Below are 23213 nucleotides of genomic sequence, written 5' to 3'. Positions count from 1 at the left end.
CCCCCTGTAACCCTTGCCAGTTACGGTTTTCGCCTGTGGATAACCTTTCCAGAGGAAGAAAACGTGAAACCAGTCGTGATTAAACGGGACGGTTGCCAGGTGCCTTTTGATGAAGTGCGTATCAAAGAGGCAGTCGAACGCGCGGCACATGCGGCGGGTATCAACGATGCAGACTACTGCGCAACGGTGGCCTGTGCGGTCGCTCAACAAATGCAGGATAAATCGCGCGTAGATATCCGCGATATTCAGGACGCGGTCGAAAACCTGTTGATGTCCGGCAATTACAAAAAACTGGCGCGTACCTACATCGAATATCGCCATGACCGCGATATTGCGCGTGAACGCCACGGTCGTCTGAATCAGGAAATTCGCGGTCTGGTTGAGCAGAGCAACATGGCGCTGCTGAACGAAAACGCCAACAAAGACAGTAAAGTGATTCCCACCCAGCGCGACCTGCTGGCCGGCATTGTCGCCAAGCATTACGCCAAACAGTACATCCTGCCGCGTGATGTGGTATTGGCGCACGAGCGCGGTGAGATTCACTATCACGACCTCGACTACTCGCCTTTTTTCCCGATGTTTAACTGCATGCTGATCGACCTGGATGGCATGCTGACCAACGGCTTCAAAATGGGTAATGCGGAGATTGAGCCACCGAAGTCAATCTCAACCGCGACCGCCGTCACCGCGCAGATTATCGCGCAGGTCGCCAGCCACATTTATGGCGGTACCACGATTAACCGTATTGATGAAATTCTGGCGCCGTTCGTCACCGCCAGCCATGCGAAACACAAAGCGGTGGCAGAAGAGTGGCAGATTCCCGATGCGGAAAACTATGCCTTAACCCGCACGGAAAAAGAGTGCTACGACGCCTTCCAGTCACTGGAATACGAAGTCAACACGCTGCACACCGCTAATGGCCAGACGCCGTTCGTGACCTTTGGTTTCGGGCTCGGCGTCAGTTGGGAATCGCGTCTGATTCAGGAATCGATCCTACGCAACCGCATTGCCGGGCTGGGTAAAAACCACAAAACGGCGGTATTCCCGAAACTGGTCTTTGCGATTCGCGACGGTCTGAACCACAAAGCGGGCGATCCAAATTACGATATCAAACAGCTCGCGCTGGAGTGCGCCAGCAAGCGCATGTACCCGGATATTCTGAATTACGATCAGGTCGTGAACGTCACCGGTTCGTTTAAAACGCCAATGGGCTGCCGCAGCTTCCTCGGCGTTTATGAAGAGAACGGCCAGCAGATTCACGACGGCCGCAATAACTTAGGTGTGATCAGCCTGAACCTGCCGCGCATCGCGCTGGAGGCAGAAGGCAGCGAAACCCGCTTCTGGACGCTGCTCGATCAGCGTCTGACGCTGGCGAAGAAAGCACTGATGACGCGCATTGCGCGGCTGGAAAACGTGAAAGCCCGCGTCGCACCCATCCTGTATATGGAAGGCGCGTGCGGCGTGCGTTTAAAAGCGGACGACTGCATTGCGGACATCTTCAAGAATGGGCGCGCCTCGATTTCACTGGGTTACATCGGCCTGCATGAAACGATTAACGCCCTCTTCGGTAGCCAAACGCACGTGTTTGATAACGAAGCGCTGCGTGCCAAAGCCGTGGCCGTTATCACTCGCCTGAAAGCCGCCACCGAACAGTGGAAAGACGAAACGGGCTATGGCTTCAGCCTGTACAGCACGCCGAGTGAAAACCTGTGCGACCGCTTCTGCCGTCTGGATACCGCCGAGTTTGGCGTCGTGCAGGGCGTGACGGACAAAGGGTATTACACCAACAGCTTCCATCTTGATGTGGAGAAGAAGGTGAACCCTTACCAGAAAATCGACTTCGAGCTGCCCTATCCGCCGCTGGCTAACGGTGGGTTCATTTGCTACGGCGAATACCCGAACCTGCAACACAACCTCAAAGCGCTGGAAGACGTGTGGGATTACAGCTACAGCCGCGTGCCTTACTACGGCACCAACACGCCGATCGACGAATGCTATGAGTGTGGCTTTACCGGTGAATTCGAGTGCACCAGCAAAGGCTTCACCTGCCCGAAATGCGGCAACCACGATTCGGCCCGCGTTTCCGTCACGCGCCGCGTGTGCGGCTACCTCGGCAGCCCGGATGCACGCCCGTTCAACGCCGGTAAGCAGGAAGAAGTGAAGCGTCGAATCAAGCACTTAGGCAACGGTCAACTGGGGTGATCCCTTCCGGGCCGCCGCAATGCGGCCCACCTTCCGCGGCACCGTCAACACGCGCCCGCGTCATAACATGGGCTCTACCGTATGAATTACCACCAGTATTATCCCGTTGATGTCGTCAACGGCCCCGGCACCCGCTGCACGCTGTTTGTCGCTGGCTGCGTGCATGAGTGTGTGGGGTGCTACAACAAAAGCACCTGGCGACTCAACTCCGGTCAACCGTTTACGCAGGAACAGGAAGATCGGATCATCGCCGATCTCCAGGATACGACGATCCCACGGCAGGGCATTTCGCTGTCTGGTGGCGATCCGCTTCACCCACAGAACGTGCCTGACATCCTGCGGCTGGTCGAACGGATACGCGCGGAATGCCCCGGCAAAGATATCTGGGTCTGGACGGGCTACGTGCTGGCGGAACTCACGCCGGAGCAGCAGCGGGTGGTCGATCTCATCAACGTGTTAGTCGATGGAAAATTTGTGCAAGACCTGAAAGATCCCGCACTGATCTGGCGCGGCAGCAGCAATCAGGTTGTCCACCGCCTGCGTTGATCGACAGGAAGCTACTGAAGCGCCTGCTGTTTACCCAGTGAGCGTAATTGATCGGACTCCAGCACGGTAACCCGCGCTTTGGGCTCGGGTGAGAACGCCTGATTCAGCAACGCCTGCGCGACCGTTTTCCCCTCAATGGCTCGCCACTTTGCTGGGAACAGGCGGAACAGCGGGGCGGCCAGACTTTCTAGCGGACGGCTGTCCTCTCTTTCTCCTAGCAGCATCGACGGCTGCGCCAATGTCAGATGCTGCCAGCCTTGCTGACGCAGCGATTTTTCCGCTTCTCCCTTCACGCGCGAATAGAAGAAAGGCGACGTCGCACTCGCGCTCAGCGAACTGACGACCAACAGGTGTGTCGCACCCAGCGCCAACGCCACTTTTGCGCCTTCCACCACCAGCGTGTAATCCACATAGCGGAACGCCTGCTTACTGCCTGCCGTCTTGAGCGTCGATCCCAGACAGCAAAAGGCGATATCGACAGGATCGGTCAATTGCGCCAGCACGGCAGACAGATCGGGATCATGTGGATTGACCACGTTCTCCGACGGTGCCAGCGGCTTACGGGTCGGCGCATAGATCGTCTCAACCCGATTATTGGCTTTCAACAGTTGTAATAACTCGTGCCCCACTAACCCCGTTGCACCTAACAACAGTACTCGGCTCATCGGTTTTCCCTCTTACTCAGCGTCTTTCACTATCCCATCTTTTACGTTGCTGTTGTTATGTATGGAAAATTGTTATGTATGGAAAATGTTAGTTATGACAAACGTTAGCGCTGCCAGTGGCGTTTCTTACCAAAGCCCAGCGTATTGTCCGTCATTTTGATTTCTGTCAGATCGAGCCGCCAGATCGGCGCTTGCGATGCTCGGGCAATAGGGAAACGCGCGTTGTATCGCGCTCTGGCCTGCTGCGCGTCATCCCCCTCCAACTGCACCGCCTGTGCCCGAAACTGCACGCCTTTAATCAGCATCACACTCTTCGGCTGGCCGCTGACCGTGCCGGCCACCTGCGGCAACCTTGCCATTATTTCACCGTGGCGCGTCTGCAACTCTGTCATGAGATAGAAGGCTATTTGTTGATCGTCATAAGTATAGAAGCAACTCGCACACCATAATTCCGAATTTTCACCCACGCATAACGTCAGTACGTGCAACTTCTTCAAATAGCGGGAGATTGCCTCAAGATCGCTGCTTTTTTCTCTCGGTTCTTTCTGCATTACGCTGCCTCAATCCACTTTCTGAACGAACGTATCCTGCCCGACCACTAACTGCTCTGCCGCGGAGTGCGGCAACATGGCATACTTTTGGCAACCCCCAGCGATCGCCAACTTCATCCAGCGCGCTGGAACGCCTCGCCAGCCGCTGGGGCTCGATGCGCTGAACGAAGCCTAAAACGATGAGGTGCTATAAAACGGCTATCCCCGCAAGCGCGGGGATAGAAAAAGGGACTTCATCAAATTATGCGTGCCGACATGCGCTAGACGTAAACGCTAATACTGGAGACCTGCCCCTGAAAGCGGTTTAACGCCTCGGCGGCACGCTGCAGGCTTTCGGTATTTTGCACTTCACTACGGGATGATGCGCCCGCGACACCTTGCTGAATGGTGTCGAAAACATTAATCGGCTGGAACACGTTGGAAGGCGGAATACTTCCCCCTTCGGCTCTCGGCGATGAGACAAAACCCAACAGCGCGGACCCTTCTTCACGCCCCAACCGCCCACTGCTGACAAGGCCTTCTACTGTTTCATACAAATCGGCAGGGCTAATGCGGGTGAAATCATACCGCGTCGTCTGACCAGCAGGAACGGCACCGCTGCCCGCCTGATAAGACTGAAGTTGTTCGGACAGCGCCGCTTTCTCTGCATGCTCGGTAGAACGCTTCGCCATCACCTGCTGGCTGGCAAAAACGGACGACTCTGCGGCTTCAACTTTCATATCACCTCCTTACGGTAACGTATGGAAGACAAAATTATGGGCATAGCACATCACCGTGACGGTGGGCAAAAAAATGGCGTACTCTAATACTGACACGCAATCCCCCATCGCGCCAGCCAGAAGCGAGATTTGGTTCCGTGCGGAGAATATTTAGACCAACATGCAACAAGGGGTATAAGCCCAGTTTATCCCCGCTGGCGCGGGGAACACGTATCAGTGAGTCGTGTCAATCAACAAAAGCACTCACAGGAATATCGAATCGTTTAGCAAGCGCTCTCATGTGATCAAGCGTTAGAGTGCGCTCACCATTTAGAATGCGGGATACCAGAGACTTTTTACCAATCTCAGCTTCAAAATCACTCTGCGTTAGCTGATGCTGATCCATAAGGACGCGCAGTAAAGCGATACCGGCTGGGAGTGCTTTAACACGTTCGTTGAAGGCTGCAAACTCCGGTGCATCATCTTCGTATTTGTCAATTTTGGCAGTCAGCATATCGATTAGCGGACTGTCAGGTTCACTCTCGATCAGGTATTCGGTTAGTTTCAGCGCATCCTCATAATCCTTACGAGAGGTGCTGCCTCCAAGGAATGGTACGATACTCGTCAGGTTGTTAGCTGCCTTGATGGCGTCTGCGTACATCATTCTTTATTCCTCCGGTAATACTCTGTCAGCCTGTCGTACTCTGCATGGGATGTGATGTGCTTGATGAAGATTTTCCCTCGCTCAAAATCAGCAAAAAACATCACTCGAAGATGCCCGCCACCAATATCAATAACCCACCATTTTTCCCGGTATTTCATCCTATCCAGACTGGGGAAGCGTTTTTTCATATCGTCCGGCGTTGCATACATTTCGCGTTTGATAACCCGATATAGGTCATCAAGTACTGCCGCCTGATTCGGAAACTGAGTGGTTGCAGTGTCGAAAGGTGCCCGCGAAATAACATGCATTCTGACGCCTTCCCTGTTGTTTCCAAATTGGAAACACTATGCCGTAAACGGAACGAGTTGACAATATGGAAACATGTGTAATTTACATCTCTACTACTCGGTTTATCCCCGCTGGCGCGGGGAACACCTGAGAATGGAAAGGCAGAGCGAAAGGCCATTCGGTTTATCCCCGCTGGCGCGGGGAACACTCGCTGGAAAATTCCTGAGAAGCTGCCAGAGCCGGTTTATCCCCGCTGGCGCGGGGAACACCAGTGGTGAATGACTTGCCATTAATCGACAGGCGGTTTATCCCCGCTGGCGCGGGGAACACACAGAGAGAGCCGTGAGAAAGCCATCATACCCCGGTTTATCCCCGCTGGCGCGGGGAACACCGAACGTCACCGGTCATAACCCGTTCTGTCTGCGGTTTATCCCCGCTGGCGCGGGGAACACATTTCAGCAGATAGCCTGCGATTTGATGCAGACGGTTTATCCCCGCTGGCGCGGGGAACACCTTGTTACGAGTCAGGTTGCCATGTTTGTTCAGCGGTTTATCCCCGCTGGCGCGGGGAACACATGCCGGCGATCCTGATGATGAAGGCCAACTGCGGTTTATCCCCGCTGGCGCGGGGAACACATGATGCTGCTGATTTTAGAGCTAGTAGTATTCGGTTTATCCCCGCTGGCGCGGGGAACACCGCTCGATGTGAGAACGGACATCGGTCGGCAGCGGTTTATCCCCGCTGGCGCGGGGAACACGCCAGCATCGGCGCGAAATTGTACGGGACGTGCGGTTTATCCCCGCTGGCGCGGGGAACACGCGGGGCGCGTTGGGTTAACGGCTGGCCGCTGCGGTTTATCCCCGCTGGCGCGGGGAACACATTCTTTAAATTCGGATGATTCCATTATTTTACGGTTTATCCCCGCTGGCGCGGGGAACACTGAACTACACTTGAACTAACACCACCATCAGACGGTTTATCCCCGCTGGCGCGGGGAACACTCTTAATGGTGATGGTGGAGTGTTGTTAAGATCGGTTTATCCCCGCTGGCGCGGGGAACACTCTCTGACAAGTTCAACTGCGCGAGGATCTAACGGTTTATCCCCGCTGGCGCGGGGAACACGGAAAAATTACGCACAGAAGTTAGCGCAATTGCGGTTTATTCCCGCTGGCGCGGGGAACACATACGCTGTGAACAAGTAACCGCGATTTCGATCGGTTTATCCCCGCTGGCGCGGGGAACACTACTATAACAGTATCATCTACACCTGCATTGACGGTTTATCCCCGCTGGCGCGGGGAACACTTTAACAGACTTAAATACAGACGTGCGCGTTTCGGTTTATCCCCGCTGGCGCGGGGAACACCCGCAGCATAAGGGGGAGTAGATGATTATCGGCGGTTTATCCCCGCTGGCGCGGGGAACACTATTTCTGGCAGCGGGAGAACATCTGGTTGGACGGTTTATCCCCGCTGGCGCGGGGAACACTCAATGCGTTTGGCTATGCCATCCAACGCCTACGGTTTATCCCCGCTGGCGCGGGGAACACTTGTAATAGCTTGCTTGGGTTTTTCTCCAATACGGTTTATCCCCGCTGGCGCGGGGAACACGGATTAGGAGAAGCCCAGAAGCACATGCGTAGCGGTTTATCCCCGCTGGCGCGGGGAACACCAGGCGGTTTAGTGGATGCCGTTAACAACTTGCGGTTTATCCCCGCTGGCGCGGGGAACACACCGATATACCAACTATTTGACAGATCCGCATCGGTTTATCCCCGCTGGCGCGGGGAACACATGGAAAATTCTGTGGCCACGATTTATGATTCCGGTTTATCCCCGCTGGCGCGGGGAACACCTAAGATGTCAACACTAGTCGATGAATCAATGCGGTTTATCCCCGCTGGCGCGGGGAACACTCATGGCTCATCCCTCCCTGCTGCACACACAGCGGTTTATCCCCGCTGGCGCGGGGAACACGTGCATGCACAATGTTATACATATAACTAGCACGGTTTATCCCCGCTGGCGCGGGGAACACTGGTACCAGTAAAAAACGTTAAGAATGCAACGCGGTTTATCCCCGCTGGCGCGGGGAACACATGCACGCTCGGTATGTGCCGCGTTAAAACTGGCGGTTTATCCCCGCTGGCGCGGGGAACACTCTAAAAGTAGAGCATTGTTTTATAATACTTTTTTCGGCATAAAAAATCCCACCGATTTTTCCATATTGTTAAAGATCGCTAACTTATTGATTTTCAATAGGTGAAAAAGAGACTAACCGCAGACCATCCAGATCTACCGGCATTCGGCGGTTTTCGCCCCAGGTTTGGAACTCAAAACCGGATTCCGTATTCGTTGCCCACGCCATGACCACGTTGCCCTGCTCTGCCAGTTCGATAATCTGCTGCCAGATCATTTCCCTCACTCGCTGTGAGGTATCGCCGACATACACGCCTGCGCGAACTTCCAGTAGCCACACCGCCAGCCTGCCGCGCAAACGCGGCGGGACATTTTCCGTCACAACCACCAGCATGCTCATTTAACCCTGCCCCCGGTGGCCGCTATCACCAAACGGTTTCGGTTCTGGAATTGCAGGCGGCTGTGCATCGTCCGGCGGGAGCGGCGGCGTAATGCCACCCGCAGACAAGACTTCCTCAATCAAGGGAATCAGTTTGCTCAGCGTTTTCTGGCTGCGGAAAATATCACGACAGGCAAGCCGTACTTCACGATCCGGCTCGGCAGGGTTGCGGGCTGCAATTTCAAAGGCTTTCGCCACCACGCCCTCAAATTTGATGATATCGGCAATGTCATAAACAAAAGAGAGCGGTTTACCACTGTGAACAAACCCGATCGCTGGCGCGTAGCCCGCCGCCAACACAGCGGCTTCAGTAATGCCATACAGGCAGGACGTCGCCGCGCTAATGCATTGGTTAACCTTATCGCCTCGTTCCCAATCTTTCGGATCGTAACGTCGGCCATTCCATTTCACGCCATATTGTTGCGCCAATAGCGTATACGTTTGGCGCACGCGGGCACCTTCAATCCCCCTGAGCTGATCGACCGAACGACGGCTCGGCGCAGGTTCACCAAAGCGCAGCTCAAACATTTTGCGCACCACTTTAAGGCGCAGTTCCTCATCCAACGCCAGTTTAGCCTGATAGAGCAACTTGTCCGACCGCGCGCCGCCGGGCTGGCCAGACGCATACAGCCGTACACCGGCTTCGCCGACCCACACCAGCAGCGTCCCGACCGTTGCCGCCAGTCGCACGGCAGCATGAGAAACCCGCGTTCCCGGCTCCAACATGATGCAGGCCACCGACCCCACGGGAATATGCGTGCGCACGCCGGTTTTATCCACCAGCACAAACGCACCGTCAATGACATCAATCTGCCCGTATTGCAGAAAGATGAGTGAAACCCGATCCTTAAGCGGGATCGGGTTAAGCGGAACATACATCGTCAACTCTCCCTGTAACGGGGCAGGCTACGCCCGTTTCAGCAGCAGCAGGCCGCACCCCAATGCTTTGCTTTTTCCTAACCCTTGTCGGGCAGCCGTCGCAAAGCGTTCAGCATCCGTAATGTGAAGCACGCCGTCATAATCCACGCTGCTGAACATAATCGCCGCCGACTGGCCGGGCTTATTCAGGCGATGGCGTTGATACCCATCGACCCGACACGACGACACCGCAAAGCCTGCGTTTTCCCCTTGGCGCACCAGCCAGTCATGGGCGCGTCGTTGCTGGTGCTGCCACAGTTCCACGCCAGATAGCCCGGCAGCTCTCGCCTGATGACGTGCATCCATCAACACATCGCTACGCTTGCCGTCCCGCGTGACCACCGGATTAGCTCGTAGCGAAAACGCCAGCGTCATACCGTCACGCCACTGAGGTTGATAGGGTTTGGTTTCCACCTGAAACAGGTTATGACCCGCCTGTGGAGCCTGTTCAGAAAGCAGGTAAAACAGGCTTTTGGTTTCATGCGCTTCCTCGCGGAACAAGAACGACCGCTGCGGCTGGTCAGGGAAAAGCTGCCAGAGCCACTGGTGGCTGGCATAGCCCCCCGCGTGCAGCCGCTTTTCCGCCATCACGCGCGGCAACACATTGGTTTTCAGCGTTATTCTGGAAAAATACATCATTCATCTCCCTTTTCACTGCCGACATATTGCACGCGGGAGGTGAACTGCCAGCGCCGTCGATCGGCGGGCTGATCGTTTCGTGAGACCCGATATTGCTCTGTTAGCCCCGTGTCGGTTTCCTGCTCCCAGTAGCACACGCCCTCGGCACGGCCGATCATCTCTAACGCGAGATCGTTCAGCGCAGGCGTCTGCTTTGCTAACTGCCACACCTCGGCCAACGTGCCAGCAAACAGGTGCGGTGCCAGCGGCAGCGCAGGCGGACAGCTTTTACGCCCGAAATAAAGCGTAAACACCGGTGATAACAGTGCATCCCGCAGCGCACTTAACGAGTAAGGTGCATCCGGCGTGGCGCTAATGGCGATATGGTAATAGGCATCACAGCGGTATTCGCGTGAGGTCAGCATGGTTTCGAGCGATTGCCCTGCCTCCGGCCGCAATTCATCACGCCTTGTGTAGCGCGGCACCTTGCGGTTTTCTTTCGGCATCTGCACCGTGTGGTAGTCATTCAGCCAGGTTTCACGATCGGAAAGCGGTCGCACCGCCACATGGTAATGCTGGTTGAAAACCGTCAGCGCGGCTCGATCGTCACGCCGGATCCCTAGCGCCGCCGCCAACAGCCCCAGCAGCGCCGAACGGCTGGGTACCGTCGAGGTGTGGCGCACCTCACCGACCGCCACTTCCCCCCACGACACTAGCGGGGCGTAGACCTGGAAGACCAAATAGTTATCCATAGCGCGCTCCTACTGGCTGATGAAATCCAGTAACCCTTGCAGCGAACCGCCCTCGCTGTCGGCTTCCACGTTCAGCTCATAGGAAGGAACGCTGCCCGCAGAGGCGTACACCCGGTCAAATTTGTTTTTTTGTTTACGCAACAGATCGATGGCGTCATTGACCTGATCGTCACTGCGGATGGGTTTGAAAAACGCGACCGACAAGGTACGCGGCTGATCGGTGCTCTTTTCTGCCAACGCATAGGTTGCCAGCGCCCGACTGGCAAAGCTGTTCTGCTTGCCGCCCGGCGATACGGTCAGCACCGTTTCCGTCAGCGCACGCAGGGTACGCACCACCAGCGCTTCATCATTATTCAGATTTTCCAGCAGCAGATCGCGGTTAATGCAGACATAGTGATAGAACAGCGCCGAAGCAAAGCTCTGTTCGCCCATATGCGCCGATCCGCTGTCAGTTGCCGTATTTAGGTCATCCACCGCCGTGAAAAAGTCATCTTCGATGGTGACAGCACTCACGCCCAGCGCATGTGCCACCTGACAGGCTGCTTCGATATCGAATTCAGGGCTGGAGGCCAGCATCCGACCAAACAGCGCGATATCAACACTGGTGGCATCCTTACGCAAAAGTTTTAGCTCTTCGCTATTCGGCTTACGGGATTCTGCGACCAGACGCGCAACCAGTTGGTCGATCAATGCCCTTTCCTGCACGCTGAAGTGAGCAAGCTGTTCGATATCGTATTTTTCCAGTGGGTCTTTACTGCCTTTTTCTTCTTTTTTCGGTTTACCGAACTGCTCAGCAATGTTTTTCGCCGCTTCATCGGCCAGCTTTTCACTCATGCCTCCGGCAATCAGCGCAGCATAAATATCACGCCCTATGCGACGGCTGCGGGTGCCGATATGGCCGTCCATCGCAGATTCAAACACCTCAGAGGTACGCCATGCACGTTTCAGGCTTTGCGAGGACACCCGCAAACGCTCGACGCCGCCAACGATGGCAGTTTTCGGACGTCCCGCGTCATCACGGTTCAGGTTAGAAGACGGATAGGCGGTTAAAAAATGAAGCTGGATAAAAGTGGTCATCAGTTATTCCTTGTCTGAAGCGGTCGTTGACGTTTCTGTCGTTAACATTGCTGTCGTGTCTGGCTCATCGGCGGTGATATTTTGTGACGCCTGCGCATACTCGCACGCCCAGCGCACGGCGTTGCGTCGTAAAGGATGAAGCGTCGGCGCACGGTTTTCCTGCCGTGCCTGCCACTCATCCACCCACAGGAAAATACCGTCCGCCAGTGAAGGGAGGTTTACACCTGCCTCACCGCGTATTTGTACAGCGCGAAAAAGCTGGCGATGCAGTTCTTCCGGCGTTTGCGCCCGCTGGAGCCGTTCAAAACGCAAAGGGGAAAGAAAAGGACGGTCGCCGCCCTGCTTTTCACCTAGCTGGGCAGCGAAGCTGGTCTTCAACGTGTTTTTCTCCGCATGTGCCGCGACAGAAACAAAAATCGCCAGCGCCACGATGTGGTGTTCCTTTTCCAGCCGCGCGGTGAGCTTTCCCGCCAAAGCGTGATACCCCGGACAGGTCAACACGCCAAAAGGCGGTGCAGCGCGGCGCAACTCTGCCCGACGCGCACGACCATTGCCCGCAGCGCTGTGGCGATTTTGTAGCGCCTCGAACCAGTCACTAATCTTTTTTGCGTCATCCTTGTTGATGACCAAAAAATCAGCCGTGTTTGCCATCCACTGCCTCCTGCATTTGTTTAATGGATTCTGCCGCTTTTTGCTTATAGAAAAACGCACTCAGCTTTTTCCGCGTTCCCGCCGCCTTAACCAGATCGCGGTGTTCGTCTGGGTTGCTAAACACGCGGGCATCGTAGTTCTCCAACAGGTAGCGATAGAGTGCCTTTTGCCACGTTTTCAGCGCAGTGGCGGGGGCATCGCCCTGAGCCAGAGACCGACAGAGCCGCATAAAACCGGGCTGCGTTTCCTGCCAGAACGCAATATCAATGGCGCTGAAATCCCCTTTTGCGTCCTTCGGGCGCGAAAACCAGGCTTCCTTAATCATCTGACGCAGCAGCGTGGCACTGTCCCGTGCCAGTTCTACCGCCAGTTGCAAATGATCTTTATATTCACGTAACGCTAGGGGATCATCACGAAAACGGGCAGAAGCAAACAACTGCGGAACATGGTGCTCATACCAGCAGCGCGCCTTCATGTTGTCCATATCGTAACCAAAACACCACAGCCCAGAGTCTCTACGCAGCTCATCCCGCCGGGTATTGTGGTGCACGACCGTCGCGGGAAAGGTGCTATTAAGCTTATCTTCCCCTTGAACCAGCAGCCCCAGCCAGTCACGGTACGCCAGCCCGCCCGGTTGCCCTTTCACCGAAAGAAAAGGGGCATCGCCTTTCAGAGCATGACGATAGGGAGTGAGCGGGTGCCGCCAACTGTCGTACTGAATACCGTAGTTTTTGGTGCGATACTGCGTGAGCAATACAGCCGATTCCGTGCCACACAGGTCGCATTCACCCGTCTGTAGCGTGGTGAAATCCAGCTCGATGCGGCGAGGCATGCCCCAATAGGCTTGCAGCCGATGCGCATTTTCCGGCGTCACGGGTGGGTGAGCGCCATCGCTGGTCTGCGTATCCGCTAACCACGGGAACACCGTGGCATCGGGTTTACCCTTGGGCATCACCTCTTGCGTCACCACGTTCATCCAGAGTTTTTTCCACAGCGGCAGACTGGTATCTTCCGGCATAAGCAGCGTCGTAATAGGCCCGCCGCCGCGCATCCCGGTGCGATGCCCCTGCCCACCGGATGGCGCATTGGTTTGCAGTGTGAACAGCGCCATTGCCGCACAGTGTGGGCAAACTGCGTTTACCGTACCGCGCTTGATGAAGTGATCTTTATTCAGCTTGAGCGTATTGCCGCCGGGGGCATCGATCAGCAGGCCGGAAATTGGCGTCGGGTCGCTGTCGAGCGTGGTGAAATCCTGCATAAAAGCAGGCTTCTGTGCGCCAAACTGCATCGCCGATGCCAGCGTGGCTAACGCTTGCGGAAAATCGGAGCCAAGTCCTTCTTCCCAGATTTCACTCCAGTCATCGTCATCGACGGGCGCATAGGCAGTTTGCAGCAGACCGATAAGAAGCTGATAACCCGCCCCCTGCAAATCGGCACGCGGCCAGGCGAGATCGATAATCGTGTCGTCGGGGAGTTGCTGCGGGGAAATGTTACCCATCCTGCCATCCGCGAATACAGCGGGTAACCAGGGTTCTTCAATCAATGAAAACATCGTACCTCCTGTGTACGCCGCATCCCTGCGGCAAGCCGATTACGGCTGGTTCTACAGTCTCTTTTTTAACGCATTCAGCCCGCGACGCCAGAGAGATGGCTCACGTTTGTGGCTCAGCACTAGGATAGTGCAGGCGGGGTGTGGCGGCACTTGCAAAACCCCCTTTATATCTTTCCTTTGCCAAAGCAGCAATAACAGACAAAACACCTGTGATATCTTTTCGTGTAAAGTAATTTTTTGCCGTTGAAAGTTACCTGATATACATTACAAAAAGTAAGTTTACACGGAGAGCAAAAATGACAATGAAAATAACCGGGTTAAAAAACTATATTCAATCTGCATTAGGATTTAAAATTAAGGCTGCTAAAACAAAGCTCAATGTCCCATTCAGCATCCAGGATGCTTTCCAGTTCTTCGAATTAGACATCTACCTGCCAAACGGTGCACTCATACCTCTGTTGGCCATCATCCAGCACGATGGAGAATACCCAGGTATTGTTGCCCTAAAAAAACGCCTCGCTGTTATCGAGAAAAAAACGGAAAGGGTTGTCGTTTACGTTACTAATACGCTCTCCTTTGTAGAACGGAAAAGCCTTATTGAACAACAAATTAACTTCATCTCCATTGACCGGCAATTCTTTATTCCTGAATTAGCTATGGATTTGCGCGAAGCATTCAGAATGAGGAAACAGAATAAGGAAAGGGGCACTGAATTTTCTCCCGCAACCCAAGCCATACTAATCCGGTTACTTTATGACGGATGGAACCAATCTGGTTTAGCCTACAACGCTTATGAACTCATGGCACCTTATAAGTACAGCAGGGTAACGCTTTCCAAAGTCACTACAGAACTAATCAACGCAGATATACTCATTCCTGATACTGAAGAGGCATTTACAACCAAACGTTATACTTTTACCCATTCGCAAAAAGATACCTTTAAAAAAGCCCTGCCGATGATGCGTAGCCCTGTTAAGAAAACGGTTATGGTGAACAAAATCCCAAAATTAGGTAAAGACGTATGTTATAGCGGTGATACTGCTCTGGCGAAATACACCCTACTTTCATCAGGCCGACACCCTGTATTCGCGATGACGCAGAAAATCTACACAACATTTTTGGAGAGCGGCCAGTTTAAAGAGGTGACGGATATTGACAGTGCAAAAGCCACTATCGAGATCTGGCGCTATCGTAGCCCTAAATCTTCAACTAATGTCGTTGATGAAGTATCCCTTTATCTGGCTTTTAAGGATAATCCTGATGAAAGAATTCAACTATCGCTCGATGAAATTAAGGAAAATTACCCATGGATGAAATTCGCGGACTAGGCCTTTTTGGTGAATATTTCAAGGATTATCAAGATCAATATGTGTTGATCGGCGGAGTAGCCTCCTGGATTACTCTCGATGAGGTCGGGGAGCCATTCCGATCGACTAAAGATTTAGACATCGTTTTGATCATTGAAACCTTGACCCCTGAGTTTTTGAATAAATTCTGGGAGTTCATCAAAGCAGGAGGCTATGAACATCGCCAAAGCGGTGGCGAAAAATCAATCTTCTATCGTTTTAAGAACCCTGAAGACAGCACTTATCCAGTACAAATAGAGATTTTTTCACGTTCACCAGAAGGTATAACTCCACCTAAAGATGCATCTATCATTCCCATACCAACGGGAGAGGATATTTCTAGCCTTTCGGCTATTCTGCTCGACGACAATTACTACGCTTTTCTGAAGAATGGTCTTCAACAAACTGAACGCTTATCGTACATCGGTGCAGACCGACTAATTCCCTTCAAAATGCATGCTTGGCTCGATCTTTCAAATCGTAAAAAAGCAGGTGAAACCATCGATACCAAAACCATAAATAAACATCGCAACGATGTCATTCGACTTTCTGGTCAACTAACTGAAAACGCAATAGAAATACCCGATGACATTCGAATCCACATGGAGATATTTTTAGCTGCTCTACCCAACGAAAACGTTAATTTAAGAAATTTGGGTATACGTGGCTCTATTAGTGATGTCATTTACCGCATAAAAATAGGCTTCGGTCTCGTTTAATCTTGCTATACCGGACGTGAGAATCCGAATGACTTCAAAGCGTCACGCCGGGGCGTCACACAATCGCTTAACGTTTGTCAGGTTCGCTCATCAATCGTTATGTAATTAGCAAAAATACAGGTTCTTTGTATGTAAAAGACGTGTGCTCTCACGCCGAGTACGATAAGTGGTGGAAAGCTCAAACGAAGACAAAAAGGTGAATTATGCGAAATACATCTCTGGGTTCTAACCATTCTGTAGGAATCAGTGAGCTCATCGAAAATTTACCGCTTCTGCTTCAGGAAGCCTCTGAGCAGCTTAACAGCTTGTCTGTTTTACTCTCTGCCTGTATGGAACCTATTGAAGACGATAATGATCTTCAGGAAAGAATGGAGTGCATCAATCAACTTTACCTCTATTCTTCTGATGTCAATGATATTCCAGCCACTTTTGCAGAGCTCATCGCGCACAGAGTCTATGAATATGAAAAGAAACACCGAGATGTGCCCCACGTCAGTCAGGCTGAAGCCTTAGCTTTTTTTATTGAAGAAAGAGGGCTGAAACAGTCAGATTTAAAGCAAATTGCAACGCAAAGCGTCATCTCTGACATTATTAACGGTAAGCGAACCATGACATTACAGCAAGTTAAGGATTTTTCTCGCTACTTTAATGTGCCTGTTGAGACATTTATTGACTGAGCATCAACCCCACTCGCTCGCTATAAAACGCGTGGGTTTCACCCCGATTCAGCAGCAGCACTTCGGCCTGTGGACGGTGTAATTGCTGCCGAAACCGCTCCAATGCGTCACCTTCCAATATTGGTAATCCAGTTTTACATTTCTGCCACCAACTTAAGCGCACCTGCACGCGGCTTTGCTCCCAGGCGAAGGTGTCCGATGTGGCGTAAGGCTGTGGAAGTTCACCGTCATTTTCCGCTTTCCATGCCAGATACAGATCCAGCGTTTCCTCTCCCATACGGGTGGAGATATCCACCGCATCGCTCCAGCCTGCTTCGCTGGATTGAGCACAGTAACCGTGTACCAACGCCAGCGCAGACTGTAGTGCGAAAGAACGCTGACCGTAGTTTTTCCCCAAAACCGTGCAGGCTATCGCTTCCAGAGCCGGAGGCACCGCGATCTGTTCTTCATACACGCTGTTGATCAGCAGCCGCGCCGCTTCCGGCATTTTTATCGCACCGTGTTCGCGTAATATCGCCTGCGTGCGCCACAGTGCAGCATGATCGGAGTAAACGTAGCCGCTGTTGCGCAGTTCATCACCCAGCCAGTCGGCTCCTGCTTCCGGCTGCCAGACCGGTGCCATAATGTGCAGCACCGCCGCCGGGCGCTCATCCTTCAGCGGTGCAGTGTCCATTTCAGTTTTACGACGCCCGTCGGGCAACCGGATATGCCGCTGTAGCCTCCCTGCACGCTGAATCAGCAGATCGATCGGCGCAAGATCGCTAATCATGTTATCAACATCAATATCCAGCGACTGCTCGACAACCTGCGTGGCAATCAGCACCTTGCCAGCACGTTGTTCCGGCGTGCTGTCTTTGCCAAACCACGTCAGCGCCTGTTCCTCAATCGCCATACGATCGCAAAAGGCAAAGCGGCTGTGGAACAGCAACGTATTTTCCTCTGCAATCCCCGCTTCAATGAGCTGGCGATACACGGCGATGGCGTCATCCACCGTATTCCTGATCCAACAGATCGATTGCCCTGCCGCCACGGCAGCCTTCACGCGTTCAATGCCCTGCAACCGTTCCGTCAACCAGCCAATCTTGACCTCGCGTCTCACTTCCGCCCGCGTATCCAACAGCGTTTCCCGTAGTCCCTCACGCGTTAGCTGCGTCAACCACGGATAAGCCGCGTCGGGGTCAGGCTGCACAGCCTCACACGCGATCCCCTGCGAAAACGCCCACGTCAGCTTTTCCCGCAGATTAAGCGGCAACGTCGCGGTGAGGATAATCACGCTACCACCCTGCTGCGCATGGAAGCCAATCAACAGCTCGATCAGCTTGCTCATGTAGGCATCATACGCATGTACTTCATCCAGAATCAGCAACTTGTTCTGGAGCCCCAACACCCGTAGCGACTGGTGGCGAAACGGCATCACTGCCATCAACGCCTGATCGAGCGTACCCACGCCGATATCCGCCAGCAGCGCTTTCTTGCGCGAGTCCGCAAACCAGATGTTGCAGTCTTTGCTGGCGGCATTTTCTTCCTTGTCATACTGCGCCTGCCCCTGACTGTCACCTTCCCACAGCGATTGCATAAACGCTGATGACATATGCCGCGCCCCGTGCGCCAGCATCAGAGAAGGGTTGTGCTCTGGTGAATATAATGCACGGTAGGCCTTGGCAAGCCGCAGATACATGGCATTCGCCGTCGCCATTGTCGGCAGGCCGACATAAATACCGCTCGCTTTTTGCTGCGCCATCAGCCGATGCGCCAGTATCATTGCCGCTTCCGTTTTCCCCGCGCCAGTCACGTCTTCCAGAATGAAAAGCTGCGGCCCGTCAGCGGAGATATCAGCCTCCAACGCGTGCTGTTGCAGCGGCGTTGGCCGCTGGATAAACGGAAAGAGCTGTGGGATAGAATGAAAAGGGGCAGGAGACGGGGATCGTGGCAAACGCGAGATGACCCTTTCTGCCGTCGGCAGCGCGTGTTCACGCCAATAGGTTTCGAGTGGCATCGGCGTACTGCAATAGCAGAAATCCTGCTGGCGCGAGCCCAGCCAATCTGCCAGCACCGTCAAGCCAGCCAGCGCCCAACTTTGCTGCTTCAGCCGGTTTCGCCAGCCTTTATCAGCGAAACAGGCAGGGAGCGTAGACGCATCGGGAAAACACGTTTCCAGATCATGCAGGTAATGCTCTACCGCCAGATAGTCATCACGATGAAAAGCCAAACTGCCTTTGCATTCCGCCGCCGGTTTGCCGTGGTGCCCGGTAACAATGTTCAGCCAGATCTCCAGCGTATTTTTCACCACCGAAGTGGGCTTTTTCGTCCCTAAAGGAAATAAAGTGGGAATGTCATCACGCATCGTCCATAGCCAGAAGCCCAGATCGTCATGCCTGTCTCTCCCTGACTGCCCCGAATACTGGACTAACGGGGAATCAGGGTTGGCATATTTGCCCTGAAAACCACGGGCAAATTTTCCGATATCGTGCCAGGCCAAAAAATACGCAAACCATGCAGCGACATCATCATCGCCCGCTGCCAGTTCACGCAGCACATGGTTAGCCTGAAAATAGTTTCCCTTTAATAGGAAATAGCCACAGGCTGCCACATCCAAACCGTGATAAGGCAGCAGATGATAATCATCCCCCTCCAGCGCATCTGTCGATCTTTTTGCTTTTCCCCAATACTGGAAATAGCGCCGGCCGATGATGTCTTCCTTGTCCATAGGTTTTACCTGTCAGAGTGAGCTTTTCCGACAATATCACGCCGTTGGCGCATTGCTCGCTAGCGCGACGACGTTCTCTTGCTCTGCGGGTGCTTTGCTGGATTTCTCTTTTTTCTTTTCCACGTAGGTCAGTTTTTCCTGATTCTGCGCTGGCGGGGTAAGCGGGTGGGATTGGCCGGTGAAGACGCCGCCTTTTTCGATAGAGAGTTCATCGGTGAAAATATCGCCGAAGACTGTTCCCTGTGCCAGAATGGCGACGACGCTTGCGGCTATGCGTCCTTCAACACGACCGTTGATGACGATCTGCTGCGATTTCATTTCGCCGTTGACCTGACCGGTGTGCTCCACTTTAATCGTGTTATCACACTGCACATCACCTTCTACTCGGCCTTCTACGGTAATGTTGCCATCCACGGCCAGAGAGCCCGTCATACGCGCGCCCTGAGAAATGAAGGTGTCTTTTTTCACGCGCACAGGGTTCACTGAATTAATCAACTCGTTCGATGGGCTGATAGCGGGAGAGCTGTTTATTTCACTGCGCTCTTGCGATTCTTTGGCGTCTTTTTTGTTTTTATCGAATGAAAACATCGTGTTATTCCTTTTAACAGTATAGAAAAATGCGATCGTGGCACTTGTGGCGAGTACAACGGCCACTCCCTGACCGTAATAGTGAAGGGGAAATTCGCTATAAATATCAATAAGCCAAGCGATAACCAATAAAGCCCATATCGCCCATATTCCCCAAAGCAGGTTGTAACTACGCACGATCGGAACGCCGATTAAATTCAATTTCCAGGGTGGAAATATCAGGAATGGTAATACGAAGCGCTTTACGTCCACCTTCCAGATAGCGTATGTCAATCTGAACATCAGCACTCTCACCGACGTGCTGTTTCACTACCGTTTTTAATTCATCCAACATGTTATCCAAGATTTTATGAGCCATGCCATTCTCTCCTTCTTGGTATCTTCCTTCTTATGACAGCCGCGCAGTACCGCCAAATGACATAAAGAGTATCGGGCAAAAAGGTATTTTATTTAGCCCACGTGTTCGAAAACTCGATCGCGTTCACTTTCCTTTTTCTACGCCTTTATGTCAAAAAAACATGATTACCCATACACTTAAAATATTCCTGTAACTCACAATCTCTTCCCCAGTTTATTTCCTCCCTGCTATTTTATCCTGTAGACATTCTCATAATGATATTGCTTAGCTAAACCGATTCTTCTATTTTAGCAAACAGTCTAATTATCCTTGATAAGAGTAACGTTATGGCAAACAGAGTTTGGGTCATGGGCGACGCGGTTGTCGATCTCATCCCGGAAGATACGGAACGCTATCTGAAATGCCCAGGCGGTGCACCCGCCAATGTGGCGGTCGGCATTGCCAGACTGGGGGGAAACAGCGCCTTTGTTGGTCGCGTCGGTGACGATGTTTTTGGCCATTTTCTAAAAACGGTGCTGGAACGGGAAAGCGTTGATACCCGCTACATGGCACACGACAGGTTCCATCGAACTTCAACCGTGGTCGTGAGCCTCGATGAAACAGGGGAACGCACCTTCACGTTTATGGTGCGCCCGAGTGCCGATCTGTTTTTACAACCGGAAGACCTGCCGGTGTTCAGCCAGAGAGAATGGCTGCACCTCTGCTCGATTGCACTCTCGCAGGAGCCCTCGCGCAGCACCGCATTTGCGGCGATGCAGCAGGTGAAAGCCGCACAGGGATGGATCAGCTTCGACCCGAATATTCGTGACGACCTCTGGCAAAGCGAGCAGGAACTGCGCGACTGTCTGGCACAGGCGCTGATGCTGGCCGACGTGGTGAAGCTATCGCGTGAAGAACTGGCCTTTCTCTGCTCGACACCGGATGTTGAAGCGGGAATTCAGCAGTTTATGCAGCGCTACCCCACCCAACTCTTGCTAGTGACGCTGGGCGGCGAAGGTGTCTGGCTGCACGATCGCCATCGGCTACAACACTTTGCCGCGCCGTCGGTAACGCCCGTCGATACCACTGGCGCGGGCGATGCTTTCGTCGCCGGTTTGCTGCACGGTCTGGCGCAGTATGATGACCTGTCGCAGCCACTTAGCTGGGATCCCATTATCGAGCAGGCGCAGCGGTGCGGTGCACTGGCTACCACGGCAAAAGGCGCAATGACCGCACTCCCCCACGCTCAGCAGTTGCACGCACGCCCCTAGCCAAGCCCTAATCCCCTCGTTTGATACGGTTACCGCCCGGTTTTGTAGTCAGGATCACAGTTACAGAATCGGGCGAATGAAATTTCTTGCTAACCCTTCTGCTGGCTTTTATTTTCCTCTTGAAAAACCGGTTTAGCAATTTAGCTAAACACGAGAAATCCAAAAACAATAAATCGCCTTCACGACGAGAACGAAAAAATGAAACCAAGCCACCTTGCTGTGACGATAGGATTATTACTTTCCTCCCCGTTTTATGTTTCCGCTGCCAACCCCGACAGTATTGAAGCCCGTCTGAACGCCATGGAGCAGCGTCTGCAACAGGCTGAAGCCCGCGCTCAGGCCGCCGAAGCCAGAGCTGACGCCGCTGAAAAGCAAACCCAACAGCTCACCACCCGCACTACGCAAACCGAACAAAAAACCCAGCAGGTGGAACAGCGTACAACAGCGCTGGCCAAGCAGAAGTCGTTCGCTGATGGATTTGAATTCCACGGCTACGCACGTTCTGGCCTGTCGATGAATGATTCTGCCACCAGTGCTAAAACCGATATCGGGCCGGGGATGTCCCCTGCGGGTCAGACTGGCGGACATATTGGCCGTTTAGGCAATGAAGATGACACCTACGTCGAGCTCAAACTGGAGCACAAACAGAAGCTGGATAACGGCGCAACCACCCGCTTCAAGGTGATGATGGCGGATGGCCAACGCAGCTATAACGACTGGACGGCGGCCACCAGCGACCTGAACATCCGTGAAGCCTTCGTCGAGCTGGGTTCACTGCCAACCTTCACTGGTGCCTTTAAGGACACCACGCTGTGGGCGGGTAAACGCTTCGATCGCGATAACTTCGATATTCACTGGCTGGACAGCGACGTGGTCTTCCTCGCGGGCACCGGCGGCGGAATCTATGACGTGAAATGGGCAGATAGCGCCAAGAGTAACTTCTCACTGTATGGCCGCAGCCTCGGCGAAATTACCTCGCTGGATAACGACATCAAAAACTACGTCTTTACCGCTAATAACTACGTCGGGCCATTCCAGTTCATGCTGAGCGGGTTAAGCGCTAAAAATAACAGCGTAGAGCAAGCCAGAGCAAACGACATCCAAAACGCCAAGGCCCTAAATACATCAACTTGGATTACTAACACCAATGCGGGCGACAAAGGCTATCACGCAATGGTGGCTTACCACGGCGACAGCTTCTACGGCTTGCGCGACGGGACATCGAAAACCGCGATCCTTTACGGCCACGGGCTGGGCGGCGAAGTGAAGAACATCGGCTCCGATGGCAACCTGACTAACGATGCCAACACCTGGCGCTTTGCGACCTACGGCACAACGGCGCTGAACAAGACCTGGAGCTTCGCGCCGTCCATTCTGGCGCAAACCAGCAAAGACCGTTACGTCAGCGGGGATAGCTACGAATGGGTGACGTTTAATGCGCGCCTGATTCAGGAAATCACCGAAAACTTTGCACTGGCCTATGAAGGCAGCTATCAATACATGGACCTCGATCCGCGCGGTTATCGGAGCCTGAATCAGGTTAGCGGCGGCTTCTACAAGCTGACCTTTGCACCAACGTTCAAGGTCGGCGATATCGGTAACTTCTTTAGCCGCCCTGAGCTGCGCGTGTTTGCCAGCTACATGGACTGGGATAAACGGCTGGATAACTACTCCAGTGAAGATACGTTTGGCTCCACCGGCTTTAAAGCAGGCGGCGAATGGAACTTCGGTATCCAGATGGAAACCTGGTTCTAACCCTTGCCCAGCCTTGGCGTCGATTACACGCTAATCGACGCCAAAGAAACTG

Annotated in this window: 22 protein-coding genes and 1 CRISPR repeat array; of the genes, 7 read left to right on the top strand and 15 right to left on the bottom strand. The window is 53.4% G+C overall.

Annotation, left to right across the window (positions count from 1 at the left end; all coding sequences use genetic code 11):
• Positions 1 to 63 precede the first annotated feature (63 nt).
• Both nrdD and nrdG read left to right on the top strand, forming a co-directional pair.
• Complete coding sequence (nrdD, locus tag DMB82_RS01805; RefSeq protein ID WP_102117155.1) at positions 64 to 2202, top strand: anaerobic ribonucleoside-triphosphate reductase; 2139 nt, start codon at positions 64 to 66, stop codon at positions 2200 to 2202.
• A gap of 81 nt (positions 2203 to 2283) precedes the next feature.
• On the top strand, positions 2284 to 2748 hold the full coding sequence (gene nrdG / locus DMB82_RS01800) for an anaerobic ribonucleoside-triphosphate reductase-activating protein (RefSeq protein WP_102117154.1): 465 nt from the start codon (positions 2284 to 2286) through the stop codon (positions 2746 to 2748).
• An 11-nt stretch (positions 2749 to 2759) separates the two neighbouring features.
• Here nrdG and DMB82_RS01795 read toward each other — a convergent pair whose 3' ends face one another.
• From DMB82_RS01795 to casA, 12 genes are all read right to left on the bottom strand, one after another.
• A complete protein-coding gene (locus tag DMB82_RS01795; protein WP_102117153.1) occupies positions 2760 to 3413 on the bottom strand; it encodes a Rossmann-fold NAD(P)-binding domain-containing protein in 654 nt (217 codons plus the stop codon).
• Between the two features lie 104 nt (positions 3414 to 3517).
• Positions 3518 to 3964: a YhbP family protein gene (locus DMB82_RS01790; protein WP_102117152.1), complete on the bottom strand. Its 447-nt coding sequence runs from the start codon at positions 3962 to 3964 to the stop codon at positions 3518 to 3520.
• Positions 3965 to 4224: 260 nt separating this feature from the next.
• Positions 4225 to 4683 (bottom strand): hypothetical protein, encoded by a 459-nt coding sequence (locus DMB82_RS01785; RefSeq protein WP_102117151.1) that lies wholly within the window; start codon positions 4681 to 4683, stop codon positions 4225 to 4227.
• Between the two features lie 226 nt (positions 4684 to 4909).
• Positions 4910 to 5326 carry a helix-turn-helix domain-containing protein gene (locus tag DMB82_RS01780; protein WP_039539501.1) on the bottom strand — a complete coding sequence of 139 codons (417 nt, stop codon included), beginning with the start codon at positions 5324 to 5326 and terminating at the stop codon, positions 4910 to 4912.
• A complete protein-coding gene (locus tag DMB82_RS01775) occupies positions 5323 to 5634 on the bottom strand; it encodes a type II toxin-antitoxin system HigB family toxin (protein WP_102117149.1) in 312 nt (103 codons plus the stop codon). Before DMB82_RS01775 ends, DMB82_RS01780 begins: the two co-directional genes overlap by 4 nt.
• Positions 5635 to 5732: 98 nt before the next feature.
• Positions 5733 to 7776: direct repeats of the CRISPR family, unit length 29 nt; unit sequence CGGTTTATCCCCGCTGGCGCGGGGAACAC.
• An 84-nt stretch (positions 7777 to 7860) separates the two neighbouring features.
• Positions 7861 to 8154, bottom strand: a complete 294-nt coding sequence (gene cas2e / locus DMB82_RS01770) for a type I-E CRISPR-associated endoribonuclease Cas2e (protein WP_102117148.1) — start codon at positions 8152 to 8154, stop codon at positions 7861 to 7863.
• A complete protein-coding gene (cas1e, locus tag DMB82_RS01765) occupies positions 8155 to 9072 on the bottom strand; it encodes a type I-E CRISPR-associated endonuclease Cas1e (protein WP_012822191.1) in 918 nt (305 codons plus the stop codon).
• Positions 9073 to 9099: 27 nt separating this feature from the next.
• A complete protein-coding gene (cas6e, locus tag DMB82_RS01760) occupies positions 9100 to 9747 on the bottom strand; it encodes a type I-E CRISPR-associated protein Cas6/Cse3/CasE (RefSeq protein ID WP_116163587.1) in 648 nt (215 codons plus the stop codon).
• A complete protein-coding gene (cas5e, locus tag DMB82_RS01755; protein ID WP_116163586.1) occupies positions 9747 to 10481 on the bottom strand; it encodes a type I-E CRISPR-associated protein Cas5/CasD in 735 nt (244 codons plus the stop codon). The genes cas6e and cas5e overlap by 1 nt, the downstream gene beginning before the upstream one ends.
• 9 nt (positions 10482 to 10490) lie before the next feature.
• On the bottom strand, positions 10491 to 11558 hold the full coding sequence (gene cas7e, locus DMB82_RS01750) for a type I-E CRISPR-associated protein Cas7/Cse4/CasC (protein WP_116163584.1): 1068 nt from the start codon (positions 11556 to 11558) through the stop codon (positions 10491 to 10493).
• Positions 11559 to 11561: 3 nt separating this feature from the next.
• A complete protein-coding gene (gene casB / locus DMB82_RS01745) occupies positions 11562 to 12209 on the bottom strand; it encodes a type I-E CRISPR-associated protein Cse2/CasB (RefSeq protein WP_116163582.1) in 648 nt (215 codons plus the stop codon).
• Positions 12193 to 13761 carry a type I-E CRISPR-associated protein Cse1/CasA gene (gene casA / locus DMB82_RS01740; RefSeq protein ID WP_116163580.1) on the bottom strand — a complete coding sequence of 523 codons (1569 nt, stop codon included), beginning with the start codon at positions 13759 to 13761 and terminating at the stop codon, positions 12193 to 12195. The genes casB and casA overlap by 17 nt, the downstream gene beginning before the upstream one ends.
• A 296-nt stretch (positions 13762 to 14057) precedes the next feature.
• On the opposite strand from casA, the gene DMB82_RS01735 reads away from it, so the two are divergent.
• The 3 genes from DMB82_RS01735 (at position 14058) to DMB82_RS01725 (ending at position 16503) form a co-directional block, all read left to right on the top strand.
• Positions 14058 to 15089, top strand: coding sequence for a hypothetical protein (locus DMB82_RS01735; RefSeq protein ID WP_103861599.1), 1032 nt, complete (start codon positions 14058 to 14060; stop codon positions 15087 to 15089).
• Positions 15068 to 15826 carry a hypothetical protein gene (locus DMB82_RS01730; protein WP_103861703.1) on the top strand — a complete coding sequence of 253 codons (759 nt, stop codon included), beginning with the start codon at positions 15068 to 15070 and terminating at the stop codon, positions 15824 to 15826. Before DMB82_RS01735 ends, DMB82_RS01730 begins: the two co-directional genes overlap by 22 nt.
• Positions 15827 to 16029: 203 nt before the next feature.
• Positions 16030 to 16503 carry a helix-turn-helix domain-containing protein gene (locus tag DMB82_RS01725; protein WP_116155969.1) on the top strand — a complete coding sequence of 158 codons (474 nt, stop codon included), beginning with the start codon at positions 16030 to 16032 and terminating at the stop codon, positions 16501 to 16503.
• Here the strand turns inward: DMB82_RS01725 and cas3 are convergent.
• The 3 genes from cas3 to DMB82_RS01710 form a co-directional block, all read right to left on the bottom strand.
• Positions 16493 to 19210 (bottom strand): CRISPR-associated helicase Cas3', encoded by a 2718-nt coding sequence (gene cas3, locus DMB82_RS01720; protein ID WP_116163579.1) that lies wholly within the window; start codon positions 19208 to 19210, stop codon positions 16493 to 16495. The two genes, DMB82_RS01725 and cas3, sit on opposite strands and share 11 nt — an antisense overlap.
• Before the next feature lie 36 nt (positions 19211 to 19246).
• Complete coding sequence (locus DMB82_RS01715) at positions 19247 to 19798, bottom strand: bactofilin family protein (protein WP_102117138.1); 552 nt, start codon at positions 19796 to 19798, stop codon at positions 19247 to 19249.
• Positions 19799 to 19967: 169 nt separating this feature from the next.
• Positions 19968 to 20156 carry a hypothetical protein gene (locus DMB82_RS01710; protein WP_102117137.1) on the bottom strand — a complete coding sequence of 63 codons (189 nt, stop codon included), beginning with the start codon at positions 20154 to 20156 and terminating at the stop codon, positions 19968 to 19970.
• Between the two features lie 326 nt (positions 20157 to 20482).
• On the opposite strand from DMB82_RS01710, the gene DMB82_RS01705 reads away from it, so the two are divergent.
• Together DMB82_RS01705 and DMB82_RS01700 are read left to right on the top strand one after the other, a co-directional pair.
• Positions 20483 to 21406 (top strand): aminoimidazole riboside kinase, encoded by a 924-nt coding sequence (locus DMB82_RS01705; protein WP_102117136.1) that lies wholly within the window; start codon positions 20483 to 20485, stop codon positions 21404 to 21406.
• Between the two features lie 198 nt (positions 21407 to 21604).
• The gene (locus tag DMB82_RS01700; protein ID WP_116163578.1) at positions 21605 to 23161 is read left to right on the top strand and encodes a carbohydrate porin; all 1557 of its coding nucleotides are present in this window, start codon (positions 21605 to 21607) and stop codon (positions 23159 to 23161) included.
• The last annotated feature ends 52 nt before the right edge of the window (positions 23162 to 23213 follow it).

It is taken from the genome of Pectobacterium aquaticum (genome assembly GCF_003382565.3).
GTDB lineage: Bacteria > Pseudomonadota > Gammaproteobacteria > Enterobacterales > Enterobacteriaceae > Pectobacterium > Pectobacterium aquaticum.
The sequence above is the reverse complement of the archived record's forward strand: the minus strand, read 5'-3'. Positions and strand labels throughout refer to the sequence as shown.

Coding starts and splice junctions, on each gene's coding strand:
- cas3 (WP_116163579.1), bottom strand. CDS start 19,210: ATGGACAAGGAAGACATCATCGGCCGGCGCTATTTCCAGTATTGGGGA.
- nrdG (WP_102117154.1), top strand. CDS start 2,284: ATGAATTACCACCAGTATTATCCCGTTGATGTCGTCAACGGCCCCGGC.
- cas7e (WP_116163584.1), bottom strand. CDS start 11,558: ATGACCACTTTTATCCAGCTTCATTTTTTAACCGCCTATCCGTCTTCT.
- cas5e (WP_116163586.1), bottom strand. CDS start 10,481: ATGGATAACTATTTGGTCTTCCAGGTCTACGCCCCGCTAGTGTCGTGG.
- DMB82_RS01790 (WP_102117152.1), bottom strand. CDS start 3,964: ATGCAGAAAGAACCGAGAGAAAAAAGCAGCGATCTTGAGGCAATCTCC.
- DMB82_RS01730 (WP_103861703.1), top strand. CDS start 15,068: ATGGATGAAATTCGCGGACTAGGCCTTTTTGGTGAATATTTCAAGGAT.
- DMB82_RS01785 (WP_102117151.1), bottom strand. CDS start 4,683: ATGAAAGTTGAAGCCGCAGAGTCGTCCGTTTTTGCCAGCCAGCAGGTG.
- DMB82_RS01780 (WP_039539501.1), bottom strand. CDS start 5,326: ATGATGTACGCAGACGCCATCAAGGCAGCTAACAACCTGACGAGTATC.
- DMB82_RS01735 (WP_103861599.1), top strand. CDS start 14,058: ATGACAATGAAAATAACCGGGTTAAAAAACTATATTCAATCTGCATTA.
- casB (WP_116163582.1), bottom strand. CDS start 12,209: ATGGCAAACACGGCTGATTTTTTGGTCATCAACAAGGATGACGCAAAA.
- cas6e (WP_116163587.1), bottom strand. CDS start 9,747: ATGTATTTTTCCAGAATAACGCTGAAAACCAATGTGTTGCCGCGCGTG.
- DMB82_RS01700 (WP_116163578.1), top strand. CDS start 21,605: ATGAAACCAAGCCACCTTGCTGTGACGATAGGATTATTACTTTCCTCC.
- DMB82_RS01710 (WP_102117137.1), bottom strand. CDS start 20,156: ATGGCTCATAAAATCTTGGATAACATGTTGGATGAATTAAAAACGGTA.
- DMB82_RS01795 (WP_102117153.1), bottom strand. CDS start 3,413: ATGAGCCGAGTACTGTTGTTAGGTGCAACGGGGTTAGTGGGGCACGAG.
- DMB82_RS01705 (WP_102117136.1), top strand. CDS start 20,483: ATGGCAAACAGAGTTTGGGTCATGGGCGACGCGGTTGTCGATCTCATC.
- cas1e (WP_012822191.1), bottom strand. CDS start 9,072: ATGTATGTTCCGCTTAACCCGATCCCGCTTAAGGATCGGGTTTCACTC.
- DMB82_RS01715 (WP_102117138.1), bottom strand. CDS start 19,798: ATGTTTTCATTCGATAAAAACAAAAAAGACGCCAAAGAATCGCAAGAG.
- DMB82_RS01725 (WP_116155969.1), top strand. CDS start 16,030: ATGCGAAATACATCTCTGGGTTCTAACCATTCTGTAGGAATCAGTGAG.
- casA (WP_116163580.1), bottom strand. CDS start 13,761: ATGTTTTCATTGATTGAAGAACCCTGGTTACCCGCTGTATTCGCGGAT.
- cas2e (WP_102117148.1), bottom strand. CDS start 8,154: ATGAGCATGCTGGTGGTTGTGACGGAAAATGTCCCGCCGCGTTTGCGC.
- DMB82_RS01775 (WP_102117149.1), bottom strand. CDS start 5,634: ATGCATGTTATTTCGCGGGCACCTTTCGACACTGCAACCACTCAGTTT.